Source organism: Actinomadura sp. 6N118 (assembly GCF_044326415.1).
Taxonomy (GTDB): Bacteria; Actinomycetota; Actinomycetes; order Streptosporangiales; family Streptosporangiaceae; genus Spirillospora.
In genome coordinates, this window is sequence record NZ_JBIRAZ010000010.1 from 233,051 (window position 1) to 249,405 (window position 16,355).

The 16,355-nt window shown below is 67.8% G+C and carries 16 protein-coding genes; 11 read left to right on the forward strand and 5 right to left on the reverse strand.

Going from position 1 to position 16,355, the window contains the following annotated elements; translation table 11 throughout:
* Positions 1-91 precede the first annotated feature (91 nt).
* From ACH34W_RS26500 to ACH34W_RS26510, 3 genes are all read left to right on the forward strand, one after another.
* Complete coding sequence (locus ACH34W_RS26500; protein ID WP_395963783.1) at positions 92-649, forward strand: cysteine dioxygenase; 558 nt, start codon at positions 92-94, stop codon at positions 647-649.
* Positions 646-1,716, forward strand: a complete 1,071-nt coding sequence (locus ACH34W_RS26505) for a YeiH family protein (RefSeq protein WP_395963784.1) — start codon at positions 646-648, stop codon at positions 1,714-1,716. Before ACH34W_RS26500 ends, ACH34W_RS26505 begins: the two co-directional genes overlap by 4 nt.
* Positions 1,717-1,789: 73 nt before the next feature.
* Complete coding sequence (locus ACH34W_RS26510) at positions 1,790-2,557, forward strand: group II truncated hemoglobin (RefSeq protein WP_395963786.1); 768 nt, start codon at positions 1,790-1,792, stop codon at positions 2,555-2,557.
* A gap of 38 nt (positions 2,558-2,595) precedes the next feature.
* Here the strand turns inward: ACH34W_RS26510 and ACH34W_RS26515 are convergent, their stop codons facing one another.
* The 5 genes from ACH34W_RS26515 to ACH34W_RS26535 all read right to left on the reverse strand — a co-directional run bounded on the left by ACH34W_RS26515 (position 2,596) and on the right by ACH34W_RS26535 (position 6,981).
* Positions 2,596-3,390 (reverse strand): MerR family transcriptional regulator, encoded by a 795-nt coding sequence (locus ACH34W_RS26515; protein WP_395963788.1) that lies wholly within the window; start codon positions 3,388-3,390, stop codon positions 2,596-2,598.
* Entirely contained in the window at positions 3,383-3,907 is a 525-nt protein-coding gene (locus tag ACH34W_RS26520; protein WP_395963789.1) for a VOC family protein, read from the reverse strand. Before ACH34W_RS26520 ends, ACH34W_RS26515 begins: the two co-directional genes overlap by 8 nt.
* 34 nt (positions 3,908-3,941) lie before the next feature.
* Positions 3,942-4,955, reverse strand: a complete 1,014-nt coding sequence (locus ACH34W_RS26525; protein WP_395963791.1) for an ABC transporter substrate-binding protein — start codon at positions 4,953-4,955, stop codon at positions 3,942-3,944.
* Positions 4,956-5,076: 121 nt separating this feature from the next.
* Positions 5,077-5,805 (reverse strand): 5-formyltetrahydrofolate cyclo-ligase, encoded by a 729-nt coding sequence (locus ACH34W_RS26530; RefSeq protein WP_395963792.1) that lies wholly within the window; start codon positions 5,803-5,805, stop codon positions 5,077-5,079.
* Between the two features lie 9 nt (positions 5,806-5,814).
* Positions 5,815-6,981: a helix-turn-helix domain-containing protein gene (locus tag ACH34W_RS26535; RefSeq protein WP_395963793.1), complete on the reverse strand. Its 1,167-nt coding sequence runs from the start codon at positions 6,979-6,981 to the stop codon at positions 5,815-5,817.
* Positions 6,982-7,373: 392 nt separating this feature from the next.
* Between ACH34W_RS26535 and ACH34W_RS26540 the strand changes: the two genes are divergently transcribed.
* The 8 genes from ACH34W_RS26540 (at position 7,374) to ACH34W_RS26575 (ending at position 16,354) form a co-directional block, all read left to right on the forward strand.
* Positions 7,374-7,868, forward strand: coding sequence for a hypothetical protein (locus ACH34W_RS26540; protein WP_395963794.1), 495 nt, complete (start codon positions 7,374-7,376; stop codon positions 7,866-7,868).
* Positions 7,865-8,059 carry a hypothetical protein gene (locus tag ACH34W_RS26545; protein WP_395963795.1) on the forward strand — a complete coding sequence of 65 codons (195 nt, stop codon included), beginning with the start codon at positions 7,865-7,867 and terminating at the stop codon, positions 8,057-8,059. Before ACH34W_RS26540 ends, ACH34W_RS26545 begins: the two co-directional genes overlap by 4 nt.
* A gap of 160 nt (positions 8,060-8,219) precedes the next feature.
* Complete coding sequence (locus ACH34W_RS26550) at positions 8,220-8,780, forward strand: hypothetical protein (protein ID WP_395963797.1); 561 nt, start codon at positions 8,220-8,222, stop codon at positions 8,778-8,780.
* A gap of 76 nt (positions 8,781-8,856) precedes the next feature.
* Positions 8,857-9,393: a hypothetical protein gene (locus ACH34W_RS26555; protein WP_395963798.1), complete on the forward strand. Its 537-nt coding sequence runs from the start codon at positions 8,857-8,859 to the stop codon at positions 9,391-9,393.
* 21 nt (positions 9,394-9,414) lie between these two features.
* Positions 9,415-10,224 (forward strand): hypothetical protein, encoded by an 810-nt coding sequence (locus ACH34W_RS26560; RefSeq protein ID WP_395963799.1) that lies wholly within the window; start codon positions 9,415-9,417, stop codon positions 10,222-10,224.
* Between the two features lie 201 nt (positions 10,225-10,425).
* Positions 10,426-12,741 (forward strand): SCO7613 C-terminal domain-containing membrane protein, encoded by a 2,316-nt coding sequence (locus ACH34W_RS26565; RefSeq protein ID WP_395963800.1) that lies wholly within the window; start codon positions 10,426-10,428, stop codon positions 12,739-12,741.
* Between the two features lie 228 nt (positions 12,742-12,969).
* Positions 12,970-14,652: an AMP-binding protein gene (locus ACH34W_RS26570; RefSeq protein ID WP_395963801.1), complete on the forward strand. Its 1,683-nt coding sequence runs from the start codon at positions 12,970-12,972 to the stop codon at positions 14,650-14,652.
* Between the two features lie 55 nt (positions 14,653-14,707).
* Positions 14,708-16,354: an AMP-binding protein gene (locus tag ACH34W_RS26575; RefSeq protein ID WP_395963802.1), complete on the forward strand. Its 1,647-nt coding sequence runs from the start codon at positions 14,708-14,710 to the stop codon at positions 16,352-16,354.
* The last annotated feature ends 1 nt before the right edge of the window (position 16,355 follow it).

The window sequence follows — 16,355 nt, forward strand, 5'->3', positions numbered from 1 at the left end:
GGCCGATCCCTGCGCGATCCATAAGCACTACTTTGAACGGCCTAACAGATCGTCGTTAGACGTTATGGGCCAGCGGCCCGACGCTGGGGTCATGGCCGCACTTACCGCCACCACTCCCATCACACCCGTCCTCGCCGACGTGGTCGACTCAGTCCGCGAGATCGTCCAGCGTGGTCTGGCGCCGGAGCCGACGGCGCATCTGGCAGGCCAGGCGCTGCGGCGATTCCTGGGGCGGCCCGGCCTGCTGACCCCCGGGCAGCGCACGGGCGACCCTGACCGGTACCGGCAGCACGTCCTGCACGCCGAGCCCGACGGCAGCTTCTCGGTCGTCGCGCTGGTCTGGCTACCCGGCCAGCGGACCCCGATCCATGACCACGTGTCCTGGTGCGTGACCGGCGTGCACGAGGGCGAGGAGACCGAGCGGCGGTACCTGCTGGAATCCGACGGCCAGACCTCCCGGCTGGTCGCCATCGAGGAGGTCCTCAACCCGGCCGGCGCCGTCGCCGCGTTCGCCCCGCCAGGCGATATCCACAGGGTGTGGAACGGGGGGACCACGAAGGCGATCTCGATCCACCTCTACGGCGCGGACATCGCCAGGCTCGGCACCAGCATCCGCCGGACCTACGCGGAACCGGCCGAGGAGTCGTGAGTCAGGCGCATCCCGCCCTCAGGGCACTGCAGCCGCGGCCGACGACCCGTTCCGCCGCATCCCAATTCCGCTGGCCTCCCGCTCTACGACACAGTGCTCCCGGGCTTTGCCTGGCCGCTGCCGGCGTGGCGGCGGCGCGGCTCGTGCACGACGTGCTGCCCATGATCCCGACGCTTACCGCGGCCATGGTGCTCGGCATGATCGCGGCCCATCTGCCCGCCCTGCGCACGCTCACACAGGGCGTCGCACGGCCGGGGCTCGGCGTCGCCGCCAAGCGCCTCATGCGTGTGGCGATCGTGCTCCTGGGCCTGCAGCTGAGCCTGGCCGACGTCGTCGGCCTCGGCTGGGTCACCGCTCTGATGGTGCTCGTCGTCGTAGCTGTGACGTTCACCGGCACGCTCTGGCTGGGGCGTCGCCTCGGCCTGCCGGGAGACCAGCCGCTGCTCGTGGCCACCGGCTACTCGATCTGCGGCGCCTCAGCGATCGGTGCGGTGAGCCAGACGACCAAGAGTGATCAGAAGGATGTCGCCAACGCCGTGGCCGTGGTGACGCTCTGCGGCACCCTGGCGATCGCGGTGTTGCCGTTGCTCCACTACCCGCTCGGCCTGGCCGACGCCTCGTTCGGCCGCTGGGTGGGCGCGAGCGTCCACGACGTGGGGCAGGTGGTGGCCGCCGCCCAGACGGCAGGTCCGGCTGCCCTGAAGGAAGCCGTCCTGGTCAAGCTGATGCGGGTGGCGCTCCTCGCGCCACTGGTCGCTTTGATCGCGATCAGCGCCCGGCGCCGAACGGCTGAGACCTCGTCTGTACGCCCGCCGCTCATCCCACTCTTTGTGGCGGGCTTTCTCACGATGATCCTGCTTCGTACGAGCGGCAACATCCCCGAGGAAGCGCTCACCCACGCAGCGACAGCCCAGCACTTGCTTCTCGCGGCGGCGCTCTTCGGTCTGGGCAGTTCCATCCACCTGCCGTCGATGACCAGGACCGGCGGCAGGATGGCCCTCCTCGGCCTCGCGTCCTGGGTCGTCATCGCCGGCCTGTCCTACCTGGGCGTGATCCTCACGTCCTAAACGATCAACGCTCTGGACCGGGGACGATTACATGATTACACTCGCCCCATCACGAGCCGCAGGGGGCCGTTTCATGATCGTTGAATACATCCGCTACCGGGTGCCCGAAGTCCGGTCCGCCGACTTCGAAGCCGCCTACGCGCGCGCCGCCGTCCCACTCGCCGCGGCGCCGCAATGCGTCGACTACGAGCTCTCCCGGTGCGTGGACGAGCCCGAGTCGTACATCCTGCGCATCACCTGGACCTCCGCGAAGGACCACCTGGAGGTCTTCCGCGGCGGTGAGCACTTCAAGGCCTTCTTCGCCGAGATCCGCCCGTACGTGGAGCAGATCGAGGAGATGCGCCACTACGAGCAGACCTCCGTACGTGGCACCGGTTCCTCGGTCCCCACGCTCTACGACTGGGCAGGCGGCGAAGAAGCCTTCCAGCGGCTCACCGAGGCCTTCTACGCCAAGGTCCGCGAGGACGAAGTCGTAGGGCCGCTCTTCGCCCACATGGACCCCGGCCACCCCAAGTACGTCGCGATGTGGCTCGCCGAGGTCTTCGGCGGCCCCAACCGCTACACCGACGAGCGCGGCGGCTACCACCACATGGTCAGCCAGCATCTCGGCAAGGCCATCAAGGAACCGCAGCGCCGCCGCTGGGTCAGCCTCCTCATGGACGCCGCGGACGAGGTCGGCCTGCCCGACGACCCCGAGTTCCGCGCCGCGTTCACCGGCTACGTCGAATGGGGCACCCGCATCGCCCTGGGCAACTCCCAGCCCGATGCCCATCCGCCCATGCAGGCCCCCGTCCCCCACTGGGGCTGGGGCGTCGCCCCGCCCTACATCCCCAACCCTTGATCGGCAGAACCGGCCGCTCATGGGTGCAGGCTTGGGCTCTACTGCCAGGTTGCGGTGTCGGGGTCGATGCCGTGGGCGCGTGCGCTGGCGTCGATGATTTGACGGAACCAGGTGGCCAGGCCGCTGCGGATGCCGTCGTAGTGGGCGGCAAATGCCGGATCGGCCTCGAACATGCGGCCGAGACAGACCTGCATCTGCCTGGTGAGGGGAAAGTACGAAGCAAAGACTTCGCGGTGCCGCTCGACAAGTTGATTCGCTTGTGGGCTACCAGGTGTGACTCCGGCATCCATCGCAGCGGCGAGGGCGCGGTCGAGGTCGGCAACGGCGTCAGCGATGGACTGCCATTCCTCCGGACCGCGAGAGGCTGAGCGTTCGGCGTACTGCAGCCATTGCGTCGTGTGTCCGTAGCGCTGACGGGCTTGGGCGGGCCAGTCCGGGTTCCACTGGGGGCCGAAGATCGCGGCCTGCTGCTCGACGGTCAGCAGCAGGCCGCGCTCGTGGGCGTCGATCATCCGATCCAGTCCGGCGCTGAGCTGCCGGAGGCGGTCGATCCGTTCAGCGACCTGGGTGCGCTGGACGCGCAAGGCGGCGGGCACGTCCGCGGTCGAGTCGTCCAAGATGGCCCGAATCTGGTCCAGGCCGAGACCGATCTCGCGGTAGACGACGATGCGGTGCAGGCGTTCCAGATCACCAGCGGTGTAGAGCCGGTATCCGGCAGCGGTGCGCAGCGACGGTCGCGCCAGACCGATCTCGTCCCAGTGGTGCAGCGCGCGGACTGTCACGCCCAGACACGTCGAGACCTGACCGACGGTCAGGCCATCGGCGTCAGGCACGCCCCTCATCGTCGCCCGGTGGGGTGATCCCGACGGCTTCAAGGTTCTGCGCCTCCTGACTGGCCGGATCAAAGGGCTTGGCCGCAGTGACAACGATCCGTGCGTTCTCGGGAGTGATCACCTCCACGTCGCGAGTGTTCCAGGGAGTATCCCGTGGACCATCGACTGAGTCCGGGCGCAGGGCACGACAGGCCTCGACAAGGGAATCGACCTGGCTGAGCACACACGCGAAACTGAAGCTCATCGCCGGTGCCTGCTCCGGAACGCTCTCCGCCGAGACCATGAGTACGTCCTGGAACGCCCACCGTCGCAGATGCACAAGCCTGCCGGGGATGCTGAACAGCTCGAAGAACCCGAGCCCACGAATCCAGAAGTCGACGGACGCCGCCAAATCGTTGGTGGGTATCGTCACGAACGCGGGCATTCCATAGATGCCACGGAACGGCTCCGGCGGAACCGCATCCGGGCCGGGAGCGGGCACGGGACTCATCTCGAACGCGCTGTAGTAGTCGCTCATGCGTCCCACCCTTCAGCCTCACGCAACGTGAGGGTCAAGCCGAGTCCGCGACTGGTCCTTGTGATCCCCAGCGGACGAGACATGGTTCGTGGCCGACTTGAACCCCGGTAGACGGGTCGATCTTGAACCGCCCGAAGAGCGTCGTTGTGTCTAGCCGCGAGGCGGCCTCCCATAGGGCATCGCGAGCTGTGCCCGCGGTTCGGGCGCAGTACGTTGCGATCGCCGCTGTAGCGGCAGCCTGTGCGGCGGGGTAGTCGGGAAGCGTGCCCGTTCGATCGCTGTAAGCGGCAAGAAAGTCTGATTCGTCGAGGCCCAGCTCGGCACGGCCCCCGGCGCCGGGAAACCATTGCCCTATCCCGAAGATCTCCTCTGGCTGCTCGACGGCTTCCCCGAACTCGCGCACGCCAGCCGCCACCGCGCAGACCGTCCTCGGTGGTCGTGGCAGAAGTCGCGCCCGCGTGACCGTCTCGACGTCCTCCTCAAAGGAGCCGGCGCACAGGAGGTCCCAGGGCGAGTCGGCGTCCTCTCCGGGAAGTTGCTCGCCGGGAGAAGCCTCGATCCCGAGTCTGCGAGCGAGGGATTCGGCGCCATCCGCGACCTGCCGGCCAAAGCTGCCCTTGCCGTGCACGATCCAGAGTCGACCGGGCTCCTGACCGCTGGCCAGGCGACGGAGGAACAACTCGGCGTACCGGCTGGTCGGTGTGAGTACGGAGACGACATGGCCCGGATGGGCGGCCTCAACGTCATCGCCAGATCCACCGTGGTTCCAGACAAGTCGGTCGAGTTCGGCAGCAGCGTTACCCGCGCGGCGCATGAGCTGTGTGGAGTAAGGCCCGAGGAGGATGTCGCACTTGGAGGCCACACGCCTGAAGATGGCGTCAAAGCCTTCGGGGTCGCTCTGGTCATCTTCAATGAGCAGGTCAACGCCTGGCTCGAAGTCGTTCCAGATCTCAAGAGCGGTGCATGCTTGCCTGCCGAACCGCCCGTGTCGGCCAGTCAGAGAGAGACAAGCTCCAAGGCGGAGCCGGCCAGCGCCCGGAGTGTTCATCTCATCTGCACCTCGTACCGGAACTCATGGCGATCAGCAGCCAGGACCGAATCCGGCGACAAGACCTCAAGGCGACCGATCTCGCGAACGTGATCGTGGGATCGGGATGGCCGGCGAGGACCTACCGCGACGTCGCTCGCGCTGCGAGGACAGGGATTGCGGCGATCTTCTCCGGGGTGAGGTGCTCCCACACGAGCCCCTGAGAGCGTTTGGGCGGGCCGCAAGGGATCACCTCGTCGGGCGTAACGATCAAGTCCACCCGGAAGTCGTGCTCGGTTTCGGGGAGGTCATCATCGATGACCTGCAGCGGATGCACGGTGGTCACGATGGTCGTTCCATCGCTGATGAGTCCGGCCTCTTGGAGGAGGGCGACCTCGATGTCGGAGTATCCAGCCCCTTTGCCGAGACGCACGCCCTGACGGTTCACAACGACGCTGCCACAGATGACAAGATCGACGGGTCTCATCTCCTCAACGCCGACCTTGCGCGCGATCCTGGCAGCGACGGCCCTGTCGGCGGCCTCGGCCAGAGGCACGCTGAGGTTCTGCGGGTCGAGGAGGTAGAACGGCAGTTTGTCAGCCAGCTTTGGCACGGCCATGTAGACGAGCCGTCCGGCCTCAAGCGCGAGTGCCCGCACGGGCTCTTGTGCCCGATCTGGAACGGCCTTGATCACGCGCGCGCTCTCCCACACGGGTAGAGCTGCCAGCCGCTCGGCCGCTGGCGCGGCTCCGTTGAAGTTCGGGATGCGACCGTGAACGCCCGACTCGGGTACCGCCTGCTCCCGCTCCAACAGGTCCCAAATGCGCTCGCGAACGGCGTTCTTGGCGTGGTCTGTCTCCGTGATGGCCAACGGTCCCCCTTAGGAGTTCGTCATCAGGGCGAGCATACGGTCGTGTACGTCCTGAACCGTGGGTTCGTGCCACCCGGAACGGAGTTCGCGGCCGGCTTCGAAGATGATGTTCATGCCGCCCCCGCCCCTGTTCTGCTCCACGATGTCGATCGCTTCGTGTAGCACGATCACCGCAGCGTCCAAGCGCCGCTGGCGCATGTGAGCAAGGCTGAGATTGCCGAGCACGATCGCACGGGATTTTTTCCAGGAGTGAAGACGACCCGCCGTCTCTTCGAGATATGACTGTGCACGCTCAGGGACGCCGAGGAACAGATAACAGGACCCGGCCAAGCGACCGTACTGTGTCGCAGAGAAACGCTCACTGGCAGGGTCGTCTGCGCTCACCTTGTTGAGCTCCGATTCCGCCGACCGTAGAGCGCGCTCGCACCCCGCGTGGTCTTTCAGCATGGCGTGAGCTTCGGCAGTGTGGAGCAGCGAGAGCCCCGTCAACGCGTGGCTTGCTCCCCGGCTCGTACGCGCTGCTCGCTTGGCCTGCGTCAAGCCCTTGCGCGGATCACGCATCCCGTACAGCGCGACGTAGCACTGGCGGAGTTGCGCATGTGCCTCGGAGATGACGTTCTGAACTTGCCGCGCGGCAGTGATCGCTTGGTCGAAGAACGTCAGGGTGGTCGAGTGATCGCTCCGCTGGGAAGCGTCCCAGACCAGTTGCCCCATAAGTGTGGCTGACTCGGCCTCGACCGACCAAAGGTCACGCCGGATACGGCTGCTCGGGGTATGTTCTCGCAGATAGGAGACTTGCCCATGACACTGGCCCGCGCTGGCAAGGAGCAACGCTGACGGGGTGCTGTCGTAATTGTCGGTCAGTTCCTGCACCCTCTGCCGAAGGTATGCAACGGCGACGAGATCGACATTGGCAGGGTTGCTAAGCGCGTAGTTCAGGCGCTCGCTGCGCTCAGGTTCCACCGCTTCAATGTCGGCGAGGATGTCATCCAACTCGTCCAGGCTGATCCTTAGCCCTTGCGCAAGTTTGGGTCGGATCCATGGAAGGGGATCCGTCTCAGCGCGTTCCCATCGCCCGACCGTCGTGCGCTCGATGTTCAGGCGATCGGCCAACTGCTCTTGGCTATACCCCACTGCCCGTCGTCGTTGAACGAGGCGATTTCGTCGAAGCGTCACGCCTGGACCTCCTCCGCAGGGTGCTCATTAGACAGTCCCTGGGCCCTCTTCGCAGGTCAAGCTGTCAGATGCATCAGGAATGCATCAACAATGCGTCGTTCGTGCTCTGGTCTCCATCGGGGTAAAAGCACTTCTCTGGAGAACCACGGACAGCAGGCGAGTTACCGGTGCCAGCAGCCGACTCGCCTCGGACAAAGGCGGCCCCGGCCGGTGCGCCAACACCGGGTGCTCCGGGGCCTTGATCGGAATGAGGTCCGATCCATGAGAGATGGTACGAATTCACCTTCCGTCGCGTCGACAACGGCGAGGATCCTCTCGTTCCCTGGCCTCGGGGACGAGTACGAGATCGAGGTGTGGCCGTCCGGGCGGCGCAGGCGTCTCGAGAGGGCATCATGACGCCAACCGTCAGCATCGTGCCCCACGTCGTCCCGCATTACCACGCCCCGCAGGCCGAGAGCATGGAATCGGTCCTCAAACAGCTCAAGGAAGAATTCCCTGGCGTCACCTTCTGGTGGGGCCGCGCCACCGAGGAATGGTGGGCGCTGGTCGGAAACCGGGGATTCGAGTCCAAGACCCTCGACGGGCTGCTCACCCTGGTCCGCAGGGCGCTCGCCGAGACCGACGCTCATGCCCGCGCGGCCGCCGCCTCGCCGCTCCCTCAGTACGCGACCCGCAACTACCCGACGCCCGCACCGCGCCCGCAGACCGGCGCGGCGGGACGACGCCCACCGCATCCCCACACCCCGGGTCCGGCCTATCGTCTCGTCGCGCCCACCAGCCGCCCGGCAAGGGTCGTCCGTGCATCCGCCATGCGACAGAGCCGGTTCCGCCGATGCCTCGACGCCATCCGCCGGTTCTTCTTCGGAGGGGACGGCGAGTACTGGTGAGGGTCGACGTCTACCGGACGCATGACGAGATCTATTTCGGCCTCGACGAGGACGGCCGAGAGATCGGGGCGTTCGTCAACGACGGCGACGGCTGGTGGTCGGGCTGCCTCACTGGAGGCACCGAGCGACGCCTGTGGGTGCCCAAGGGCGACCCGCTGGAGGCTGCCCGCCGCATGTTCGGGGGGCCCTGACCGTGAGGCGCAGACGACTCGGTCCGGCCCTTGGGCGCTCACCGGCACGCGCTGATGGTGAGTGGGTGGAGGCCGTGACCTGGCATCGCAACCGAAACCAACCACGCCGACCGTTCGAAGCGCCACTGCTTTGCCTCGCCCCACATCAGGAGGTCAACAAGTGACAACTGATGCCACGCCGCCGCCTATGCCGGAACGATGGCAGATCACTGTGCCCGAGCTGTCGGACGCCTTTCAAGTGGAGATGCGGCGCGACGACTCGTCGCGGGGTCTGTGGTGGGGGAACCAAGAGGTCGGCAGCGCCGAACGTTGCGTCGGGCAGCGTTGGGCGGGGATCGGCCGTGATGGGAAGTCGTTGCCGAACGAGCAGGCCGACGACGGTCTGTTCCCTGACCCTGACGCCGCACTCATCCGCGTCCGCGACGATTGGCGCGCACGTCCGGTGCGGGTCTCGGGGGTCTTCGGCGATGACTACTGGATTGAGGATCGCCCGCTTGCCGGGGTGGCGTCGTTGTGGCTCGGGCGGATCCACCTCGGTTACATCCGGCCGAAGATGAACGGCATGTACACCGCGTTCACCACCGACGACAGGCCGATTCACACCCAGGACACGGTCAACGACAACGTGTACGCCGACCAAGACCGGGGCCTGATGGCCGTTCAGCACGCATGGCGGACACACCTGCGGCGGATCCTGCGCCTGCCGCGCGCGCACGACTGATGAGTTTCTCCGGGCCCATGCCCGGAGCGGGAAACGCGCGGACCAGCCGTGCCCCGACGGCTCTAGGAGGAGCCACGTGACAACCACCCTCGAACCGACGGTATCGACCGTCACCCTGCCCAGTCCGCGCGTTCTGCTGGACTACGCGCCCGGGCTGTTCGACAACCTCGCCGCCTACGTCGCCAAACACCACGCGGTGACCCTCCCCTACGCCGAGCAGATCATCGAACAGACCTTGATCTGGTTCAAGGCGTGCGCCGACAATCCGTCCCAGCGTGTCGGGATGACCGACGCCGTCGATCACGGCTGGCACGCGTTCATCCTGCACTCGCAGGAATACACGACCTTCTGCGAACGGACGTTCGGGCACTACCTGCACCATGTGCCGCCCGCCCCCGGACAGCACATGACCGAGCAAGAAATCGCCGCCACGCTGCCCGCGCTGCACGACACCGGCTACGCGGCCGATGAAGCGTTCTGGGACGGTCCCGGCTACGGCTGCTGCCCGCCCGACCCGTGCACGCGCTACGTCGACCCCACACGCCGCCAGACCCAACCCACCCAGCCGACCCAGACCGGTACGCCGCGCGCGTCCGTGTCCACCTCGGCGTGATCAACTGGCAGGCTCTTCGACATGGACCGCACCGCGTGGGAGAGCCTGCCCCCGGATCTGCGTGAGGCGGTCGAGCAGCGCCTCGGATCGGTGGTGAAGGCCGAACCGGTCCGCGAGGGACGACGGTCGGCGTTCGCCGCCGCCCTCCACACCACGACCGGCCGCGTGTTCCTCAAGGGGTCGCCCGACACCGACGCCAAGGCGATGGCGCAACTCGACCGCGAGTCCGCACTCGCGCCATTCATTGCCGGTGTCGTCGCTCCGTCCGTGCTGCTGGACGAGCACACCGCCGGGTGGCGAGTCTTGGCGTTCGACCACATCACGGGATATCGGGCTAGCTACTCCCCGGGTTCTCCGGACGTCCCGCGAGCGGTCGAGACGCTTGCGTCGCTCGACGAGATTGACGTTCCCGCCGAGGTTCCGCTGATGCGCTTTGAGGTGAGATGGTCATCCTTCACGCCTGCGACCCGACGTCTCGGAGAGCTGGCAGGGGCCGCGCTGCTGCACACCGACCTCAACCCCGGCAACATCCTGGTTGGGGCAGGGACAGCGACATTGGTCGACTGGGGAATGGCCAGCCGCGGCGCGGCCTTCGTCAACCCCTGCGACCTGGTCATCAACCTCATCGCCGGAGGACATGACCCCCGCGAGGCCGAATCGGCCGTCGCCGACCTCGACGCATGGCAGACCGCCGCCCCCGACACCATCGACTACTACGCACGAACCGTCGCGATCGCCTGGCTCGAAGCCTTCTGGAACATCCGCCACCCATGGGCAAACGCCGTGGTCCGCGCCGCCCAACGCTGGGCACTGCACCGTCGTGACCACTAGCGGAACGGGATCTCTGGCACTGCTGCGGAAGGGTGCTGATGCAATCGCCGTCAGCGGTGGCAGATCAAGGACCAGAGTGAGAAGGCGCCGGGATCGCCGGTCTGATCACCAGTGAGTTGGCTGTGGCGTTGAGTAGGTCGCTCGGCGATCTGAGTATTTGAGCGGATGAGGGCGGGGTGATCGGGCTGGGAGTCTTCGGCCATGCGCATCACCTGCCCCGGCTGCCGAAATCCGATGACCCGGCCTGGCCTGGTCGCCTGCCCGGTCTGCGAACTGGTCCTCACCGGACCGGACGCGCAGGAACTGTGGTGGGTCGATGACCAGCTCGCACGGCTGACCCGGCGGCGGCGTGACCTGATCGCGAGGCTCTACGGCCCGGTGCCGGTGACCTGGCCGGTGATGGTGGGACCGCAGCCTGCTCTCGTGGACGTCTCGCGGGTCGGGGTGCGCAATGTGCTGCTCGTCCTCGGCGGGCTGCTGCTCGGCATCGCGGCGGTCGCGTTCACTGTGATCAGCTGGGGATCGCTCAGTCTGGGGGCACGGGCGCTGATCCTGGTGTCGCTCACGGGCGTGACGCTCGGTGTGGTCTGGCCGCTCGCCCGCCGGGGCTTGTCGGCGACCGCCGAGACGCTCGCGGTGATCGGGCTGCTGCTGGTCGGGCTGGAGTGCTACGCGGCGTACGCGGGTGGTCTTTTCGGGCTCCAGGACGTCGACGGTCGGTGGTACGCGGCGTGGGCGGCGGCGGCCGTGACCGTGGGATGGAGCGTTTATGCGTGGGTGGCGCCGCTGCGGGCTCCGCGTCCGTTGGCGATCGTGATCGGTCAGCTGCCGCTGCCACTCGGGGCGTTCGCGCTCGATGTCCCGGTGAGCGGGATGGTCTTTACGCTGCTCCTGCTCTCGCTGCTGGACCTCGGCGTCTGGAGCATGGTCGCCACGGCGCGTGAACGAGGTGTTGCTGCGGCACTGGGAGCCCTCAGCTGGTCGGCCGGGGGGTTCACGGCCTTGCTGATGGCCCACACGACCTCCTCGGAGCAGTCGGCCGCGCTGCTCGTATTCGCGGCGGGTGTGGCGTTGAGCTGGGCGGTGTTCGTGGAACGCAAGTTCGCGATCGCGACCGGGCTGACGCTCTCGGTGGGAGCGACGGCGGCACTGCCGCTCACTGAGCGGTGGGAGCCCGCTGCGGCTGCCGCGATCGCGCTTGTGGTGATGGCGGGGGCGCTGCTGCTGCCAGTGCGGCTGCGCAGGATGGCTGCAATCGGCGGCTTGTTGACGTTGGGCATCGCGACGCTGATCGTCCTGCCCAGCGCGGTCTTCACGCTGGTGAGCCCGCTCCGGCATCTCGACGATGTCTGGACGGGGACGATGATCGCTCTGCCGTCGGACCAGCACGATTCCGCGCCCATCGTGCTGGCCCTTCTGGCCGTGGCTCTGTGCGTGCTGGTCCGGGTCGCCGCTCCACCCGTGGCAGCGTTGGCGGTACTGGTGATCCCTGACCTGGCGTATCCGGTGCTTCCTGCCCTGATGGTCGCGCTCGCGGCGTTGCTCGCGGGTTGGGCGGCACTTGATCGTCAGGTGCATGTTTCTGCCGGTCTCACGGCTGTGTCCGCTGGGCTGTGGGCTGTAGCGGAGGCGCTGGCGACCGAGGCGGCGACCCTTGGTGTGCTGGGCGCGCTGACCGTGGGCGGGATCGTGTGCGCTGTGGTCCCTGTGCTGCGTTCGGGGGCGGCGGCCACCGCCTCTCTTGCCTTGGGCGGGTTCGCGGCGACGCTCGGGCTGACCGTCGATCTGCCCGTTCACCAAGCGGCGTTCGGGGTGCTCGCGGCGGCTGCGCTCGGCCTGGCGGCATCGGCCTGGCTGCGGGATGTGCCGACGGAGGTCGCCGCCTGCATGGTCGGCATGGCGGGTGTCGTCATGACCGCAACCCATCCGACCTACCTGAGCCTGGCGCTGTCGCTCGGCGGTGTGCTGGCGTTCGCCGTCGCGCTGCGGGCGGATCGCCGCCCAGCGGCGGGCTGGGTCTGCTCGGTGCTGATGGTGGCGGCATGGTGGGTCCGGCTCGGCGCGAGCGACATCGCGGCTCCCGAGGCCTACACCTTGCCCATCTCGGTGGCCCTTCTGGTCCTCGGATTCCTGCGCCGCCGTTCGGTGGAGTCTCCGCCCTCCTCTTGGGCCGCCTATGGCCCGGGGCTGGCAGCGACGCTTGTCCCGAGTCTCATGGCGGCGTGGGCGGGCGAGCCCGGCGAGCCGCGCGCGCTGATCCTCGCCGCCGCAGCGCTCGCGATCACTCTGGTGGGCGCGCGGACACGGCTGCAGGCTCTGTTGATCCTTGGCGGCACCGTGCTGGCGTTCGACGCCGGACGGCAGCTCGCTCCGTACGCCGTGGAGGCGCTCGTGCGGCTGCCGGGCTGGTTCCCCGTCGCGGTGATCGGCCTGCTCGTCCTGGTCGTCGGCGCGACGTACGAACATCGCCTGCGCGACCTGAGGCGCCTACGGGACGCGGTCACCAGGCTCGGCTGACGAGGCCGCGGGCTTCCGTCCCGGCTCGGGGGCCGGGACGGGATGGGCGGTGGTGCGCCAGAGGACGACCAACCCGAGGATCCCGGCGGCCGTCGCCAGCACGGCGATCCTCCTCCGGTCCACGTTCGTCGGGCGCTAGGCGCAGTACCCCCGTTCGGGGGTGGTGCGGGTCACAACCTGGGATGACGATCCTTCTGACCGGTGGTACGGCCGTTACGAGGAGGAACCATGCCCGCAGTCGAGTTCCAGGCGGCTCGCGACTTCTTGCTCGCCCACCGGGAGGACTACGCCACGGCGTACGAGAAGTTCCGCTGGCCCGTCCTCACCGGGTTCAACTGGGCACTGGACTGGTTCGACAAGATCGCGACGGACAACGACGCCCCGGCGCTCTGGATCGTCGAGGAGGACGGCTCGGAGGAACGCCACTCGTTCGCCGACCTGTCCCGCCGTTCCAACCAGGTGGCCAACCACCTGCGCGCCAGCGGTGTGCGGCGCGGCGACCGGATCATCCTGATGCTCGGCAACCAGGTCGAGCTCTGGGAGACGATCCTGGCCGCGATGAAGCTCGGTGCAGTGATCATCCCGGCCACGCCGCTGCTCGGGCCGACTGATCTGCGCGACAGGCTGAACAGAGGCAAGGCCAGACACGTGGTGACGGCCTCTGCGCAGACGGGCAAGTTCGACGAGGTTCCCGGGGAGTACACGCGGATCGCCGTCGGGACGCCCGTCGCGGGCTGGCTCAGCTACGAGGCCGCCTACGACAAGCCCGCGGCGTTCTCCCCATACGGCACCACCATGGCGAACGACACGCTGCTGCTCTACTTCACCTCCGGTACGACCGCCCAGCCCAAGCTGGTCGAGCACACGCACGCCTCCTACCCCGCCGGTCACCTTTCGACGATGTACTGGATCGGGCTGCGCCCCGGCGACGTGCACCTCAACATCTCCTCGCCAGGCTGGGCGAAGCACGCGTGGAGCAACGTCTTCGCCCCTTGGAACGCCGAGGCCTGCGTCTTCATCTTCAACTACACCCGGTTCGATGCCGACCGGCTCCTGCGCGAGTTGGATCGCTGCGGTGTCACGAGCTTCTGTGCGCCGCCGACCGTCTGGCGGATGCTGATCCAGGCCGATCTTTCGCGGCTGGCCACGCCGCCGCGGGAGGTGGTCGCGGCGGGCGAGCCGCTCAACCCGGAAGTGATCGAACGGGTCCGTGAGGCATGGGGCGTGACCATCCGCGACGGCTTCGGGCAGACCGAGACGACCGTGCAGATCGCCAACAGCCCGGGGCAGCCCGTCAAGCCCGGGTCGATGGGCAGGCCGGCCCCCGGCTACACGGTGACGCTGCTCGATCCGCTGTCCGGGCAGCCTGCCGACGAGGGCGAGATCTGCCTCGCCCTGGAAGATCGTCCCACCGGCCTGATGAAGGGCTACCACGGCGACGACTCCCGTACGGAGGAGGCGATGGCCGGCGGCTTCTACCGCACCGGCGACATCGGCTCGCGGGACGCCGACGGCTACATCACCTATGTCGGCCGTTCCGACGACGTCTTCAAGGCGTCCGACTACAAGATCTCCCCGTTCGAGCTGGAGAGCGTGCTGATCGAGCACGAGGCGGTGGCCGAGGCCGCCGTGGTGCCCTCCCCCGACCCCGTGCGGCTGGCCGTGCCCAAGGCGTACGTGACGCTCGCCGCCGGGTGGGAGCCGAACGCCGAGACCGCAGCGGCGATCTTCGCGCACAGCCGCGCGCAGCTGTCGGCGTACAAACGGCTCCGCCTGCTGGAGTTCACCGCCGAGCTCCCCAAGACCATCTCCGGCAAGATCCGCCGCGTCGAGCTGCGTGCCAGTGAGGTCGACAAACATCCCGACGCCGATGCCCGGCCCTCGGGCGAGTTCCGCGAGGAAGGACAGTGATGAGCGAAGCGAACCGGGGGGCGTGGGGGGTCGTCCCCCCACAAGGAGCACTGCGATGACCCAACTCTCCTACGCCTCCGGCCCGTCCGCCGCGCCGCTGCTCGGCGACACGATCGGGGCCAACCTCAGCCGGACGGTCACCGCGTACCCCGACCGCGACGCGCTCGTCGACCGGACCACCGCCCGCAGATGGACGTACGCGCAGCTGGCCGAGACCGTGGACGCGGTCGCGCTCGGGCTGCTGGACCTCGGCGTCGGCAAGGGCGATCGTGTCGGCATCTGGGCGCCGAACTGCGCGGAGTGGGTCTTCGTGCAGTACGCGACGGCCAAGCTCGGCGCGATCCTGGTCAACATCAATCCGGCGTACCGCGTGCATGAGCTGGAGTTCGTGCTCAACCAGGCCGGGATCCGCACGCTCGTCGCCGCGCCCTCGTTCAAGACCTCTGACTACGCGGCGATGATCGACGACGTGCGGCCGAAATGCGACGATCTGCGGGACGTCCTGCTCATCGGCCAGGAGTCCTGGACGGCGGTGCTCGACGCGGGCGCGGCCGGTGACCGGGCCCGGCTCGCGGAGATCGGGCGCACGCTGAGCACCGACGATCCGATCAACATCCAGTACACGAGCGGGACGACCGGCTTCCCCAAGGGCGCCACGCTCTCGCATCACAACATCCTCAACAACGGTTTCTTCGTCGGCGAGCTGTGCGGCTACGACGAGGAGGACCGGATCTGCGTGCCGGTGCCCTTCTACCACTGCTTCGGCATGGTCATGGGCAACCTGGCGGCCACCAGCCACGGCGCGTGCATCGTCATCCCGGCGCCCGCGTTCGACCCGGCGGCCACCCTCGAAGCGGTCGCCGTCGAGCAGTGCACCTCGCTCTACGGTGTGCCGACGATGTTCATCGCGGAGCTGAACGAGCCGTCGTTCGACTCGTACGACCTCTCCTCGCTCCGGACCGGCATCATGGCGGGCTCCCCGTGCCCGGTCGAGGTGATGAAGCAGGTCATCGAGCGGATGGGGATGAACGAGGTGACGATCTGTTACGGCATGACCGAGACCTCGCCGGTGTCCACCCAGACCCGCGCCGACGACTCGGTCGACCGCCGCGTCTCCACGGTCGGCACCGTGCACCCGCATCTGGAGATCAAGATCGTCGATCCGGAGACCGGGGTGACGGTGCCGCGCGGCACGCCCGGCGAGTTCTGCACCCGCGGCTACTCGGTCATGCTCGGATACTGGCGCGAGCCCGAGAAGACGGTCGAGGCGATCGACCAGGCACGCTGGATGCACACCGGCGATCTCGCGGTCATGGACGAGCACGGCTACGTCAACATCACCGGGCGGATCAAGGACATGGTGATCCGCGGCGGCGAGAACGTCTATCCGCGCGAGATCGAGGAGTTCCTCTACACCCATCCCGACATCCTCGACGCGCAGGTCATCGGAGTCCCCGACCACAAGTACGGCGAGGAGCTCATGGCCTGGGTGCGGCTGCGTCCGGGCGCCGAGCCGCTCACGGCCGAGGCCCTTCGTGCGTTCTGCTCCGGACGTCTCGCGCACTACAAGATCCCGCGCTACGTCCACGTGGTGGACGAGTTCCCGATGACCGTCACCGGCAAGATCCGGAAGGTGCAGATGCGGGCGGAGTCGATCGACATTCTTGGCCTGTCCGAGATCACCTCGACCCGGCACGCCTGAC

Excerpts from the sequence above, each read along its gene's own strand:
- ACH34W_RS26500 (WP_395963783.1), top strand. The coding sequence starts at position 92 with ATGGCCGCACTTACCGCCACCACTCCCATCACACCCGTCCTCGCCGAC.
- ACH34W_RS26510 (WP_395963786.1), top strand. The coding sequence starts at position 1,790 with ATGATCGTTGAATACATCCGCTACCGGGTGCCCGAAGTCCGGTCCGCC.
- ACH34W_RS26520 (WP_395963789.1), bottom strand. The coding sequence starts at position 3,907 with ATGAGCGACTACTACAGCGCGTTCGAGATGAGTCCCGTGCCCGCTCCC.
- ACH34W_RS26525 (WP_395963791.1), bottom strand. The coding sequence starts at position 4,955 with ATGAACACTCCGGGCGCTGGCCGGCTCCGCCTTGGAGCTTGTCTCTCT.
- ACH34W_RS26540 (WP_395963794.1), top strand. The coding sequence starts at position 7,374 with ATGACGCCAACCGTCAGCATCGTGCCCCACGTCGTCCCGCATTACCAC.
- ACH34W_RS26560 (WP_395963799.1), top strand. The coding sequence starts at position 9,415 with ATGGACCGCACCGCGTGGGAGAGCCTGCCCCCGGATCTGCGTGAGGCG.
- ACH34W_RS26565 (WP_395963800.1), top strand. The coding sequence starts at position 10,426 with ATGCGCATCACCTGCCCCGGCTGCCGAAATCCGATGACCCGGCCTGGC.
- ACH34W_RS26570 (WP_395963801.1), top strand. The coding sequence starts at position 12,970 with ATGCCCGCAGTCGAGTTCCAGGCGGCTCGCGACTTCTTGCTCGCCCAC.
- ACH34W_RS26575 (WP_395963802.1), top strand. The coding sequence starts at position 14,708 with ATGACCCAACTCTCCTACGCCTCCGGCCCGTCCGCCGCGCCGCTGCTC.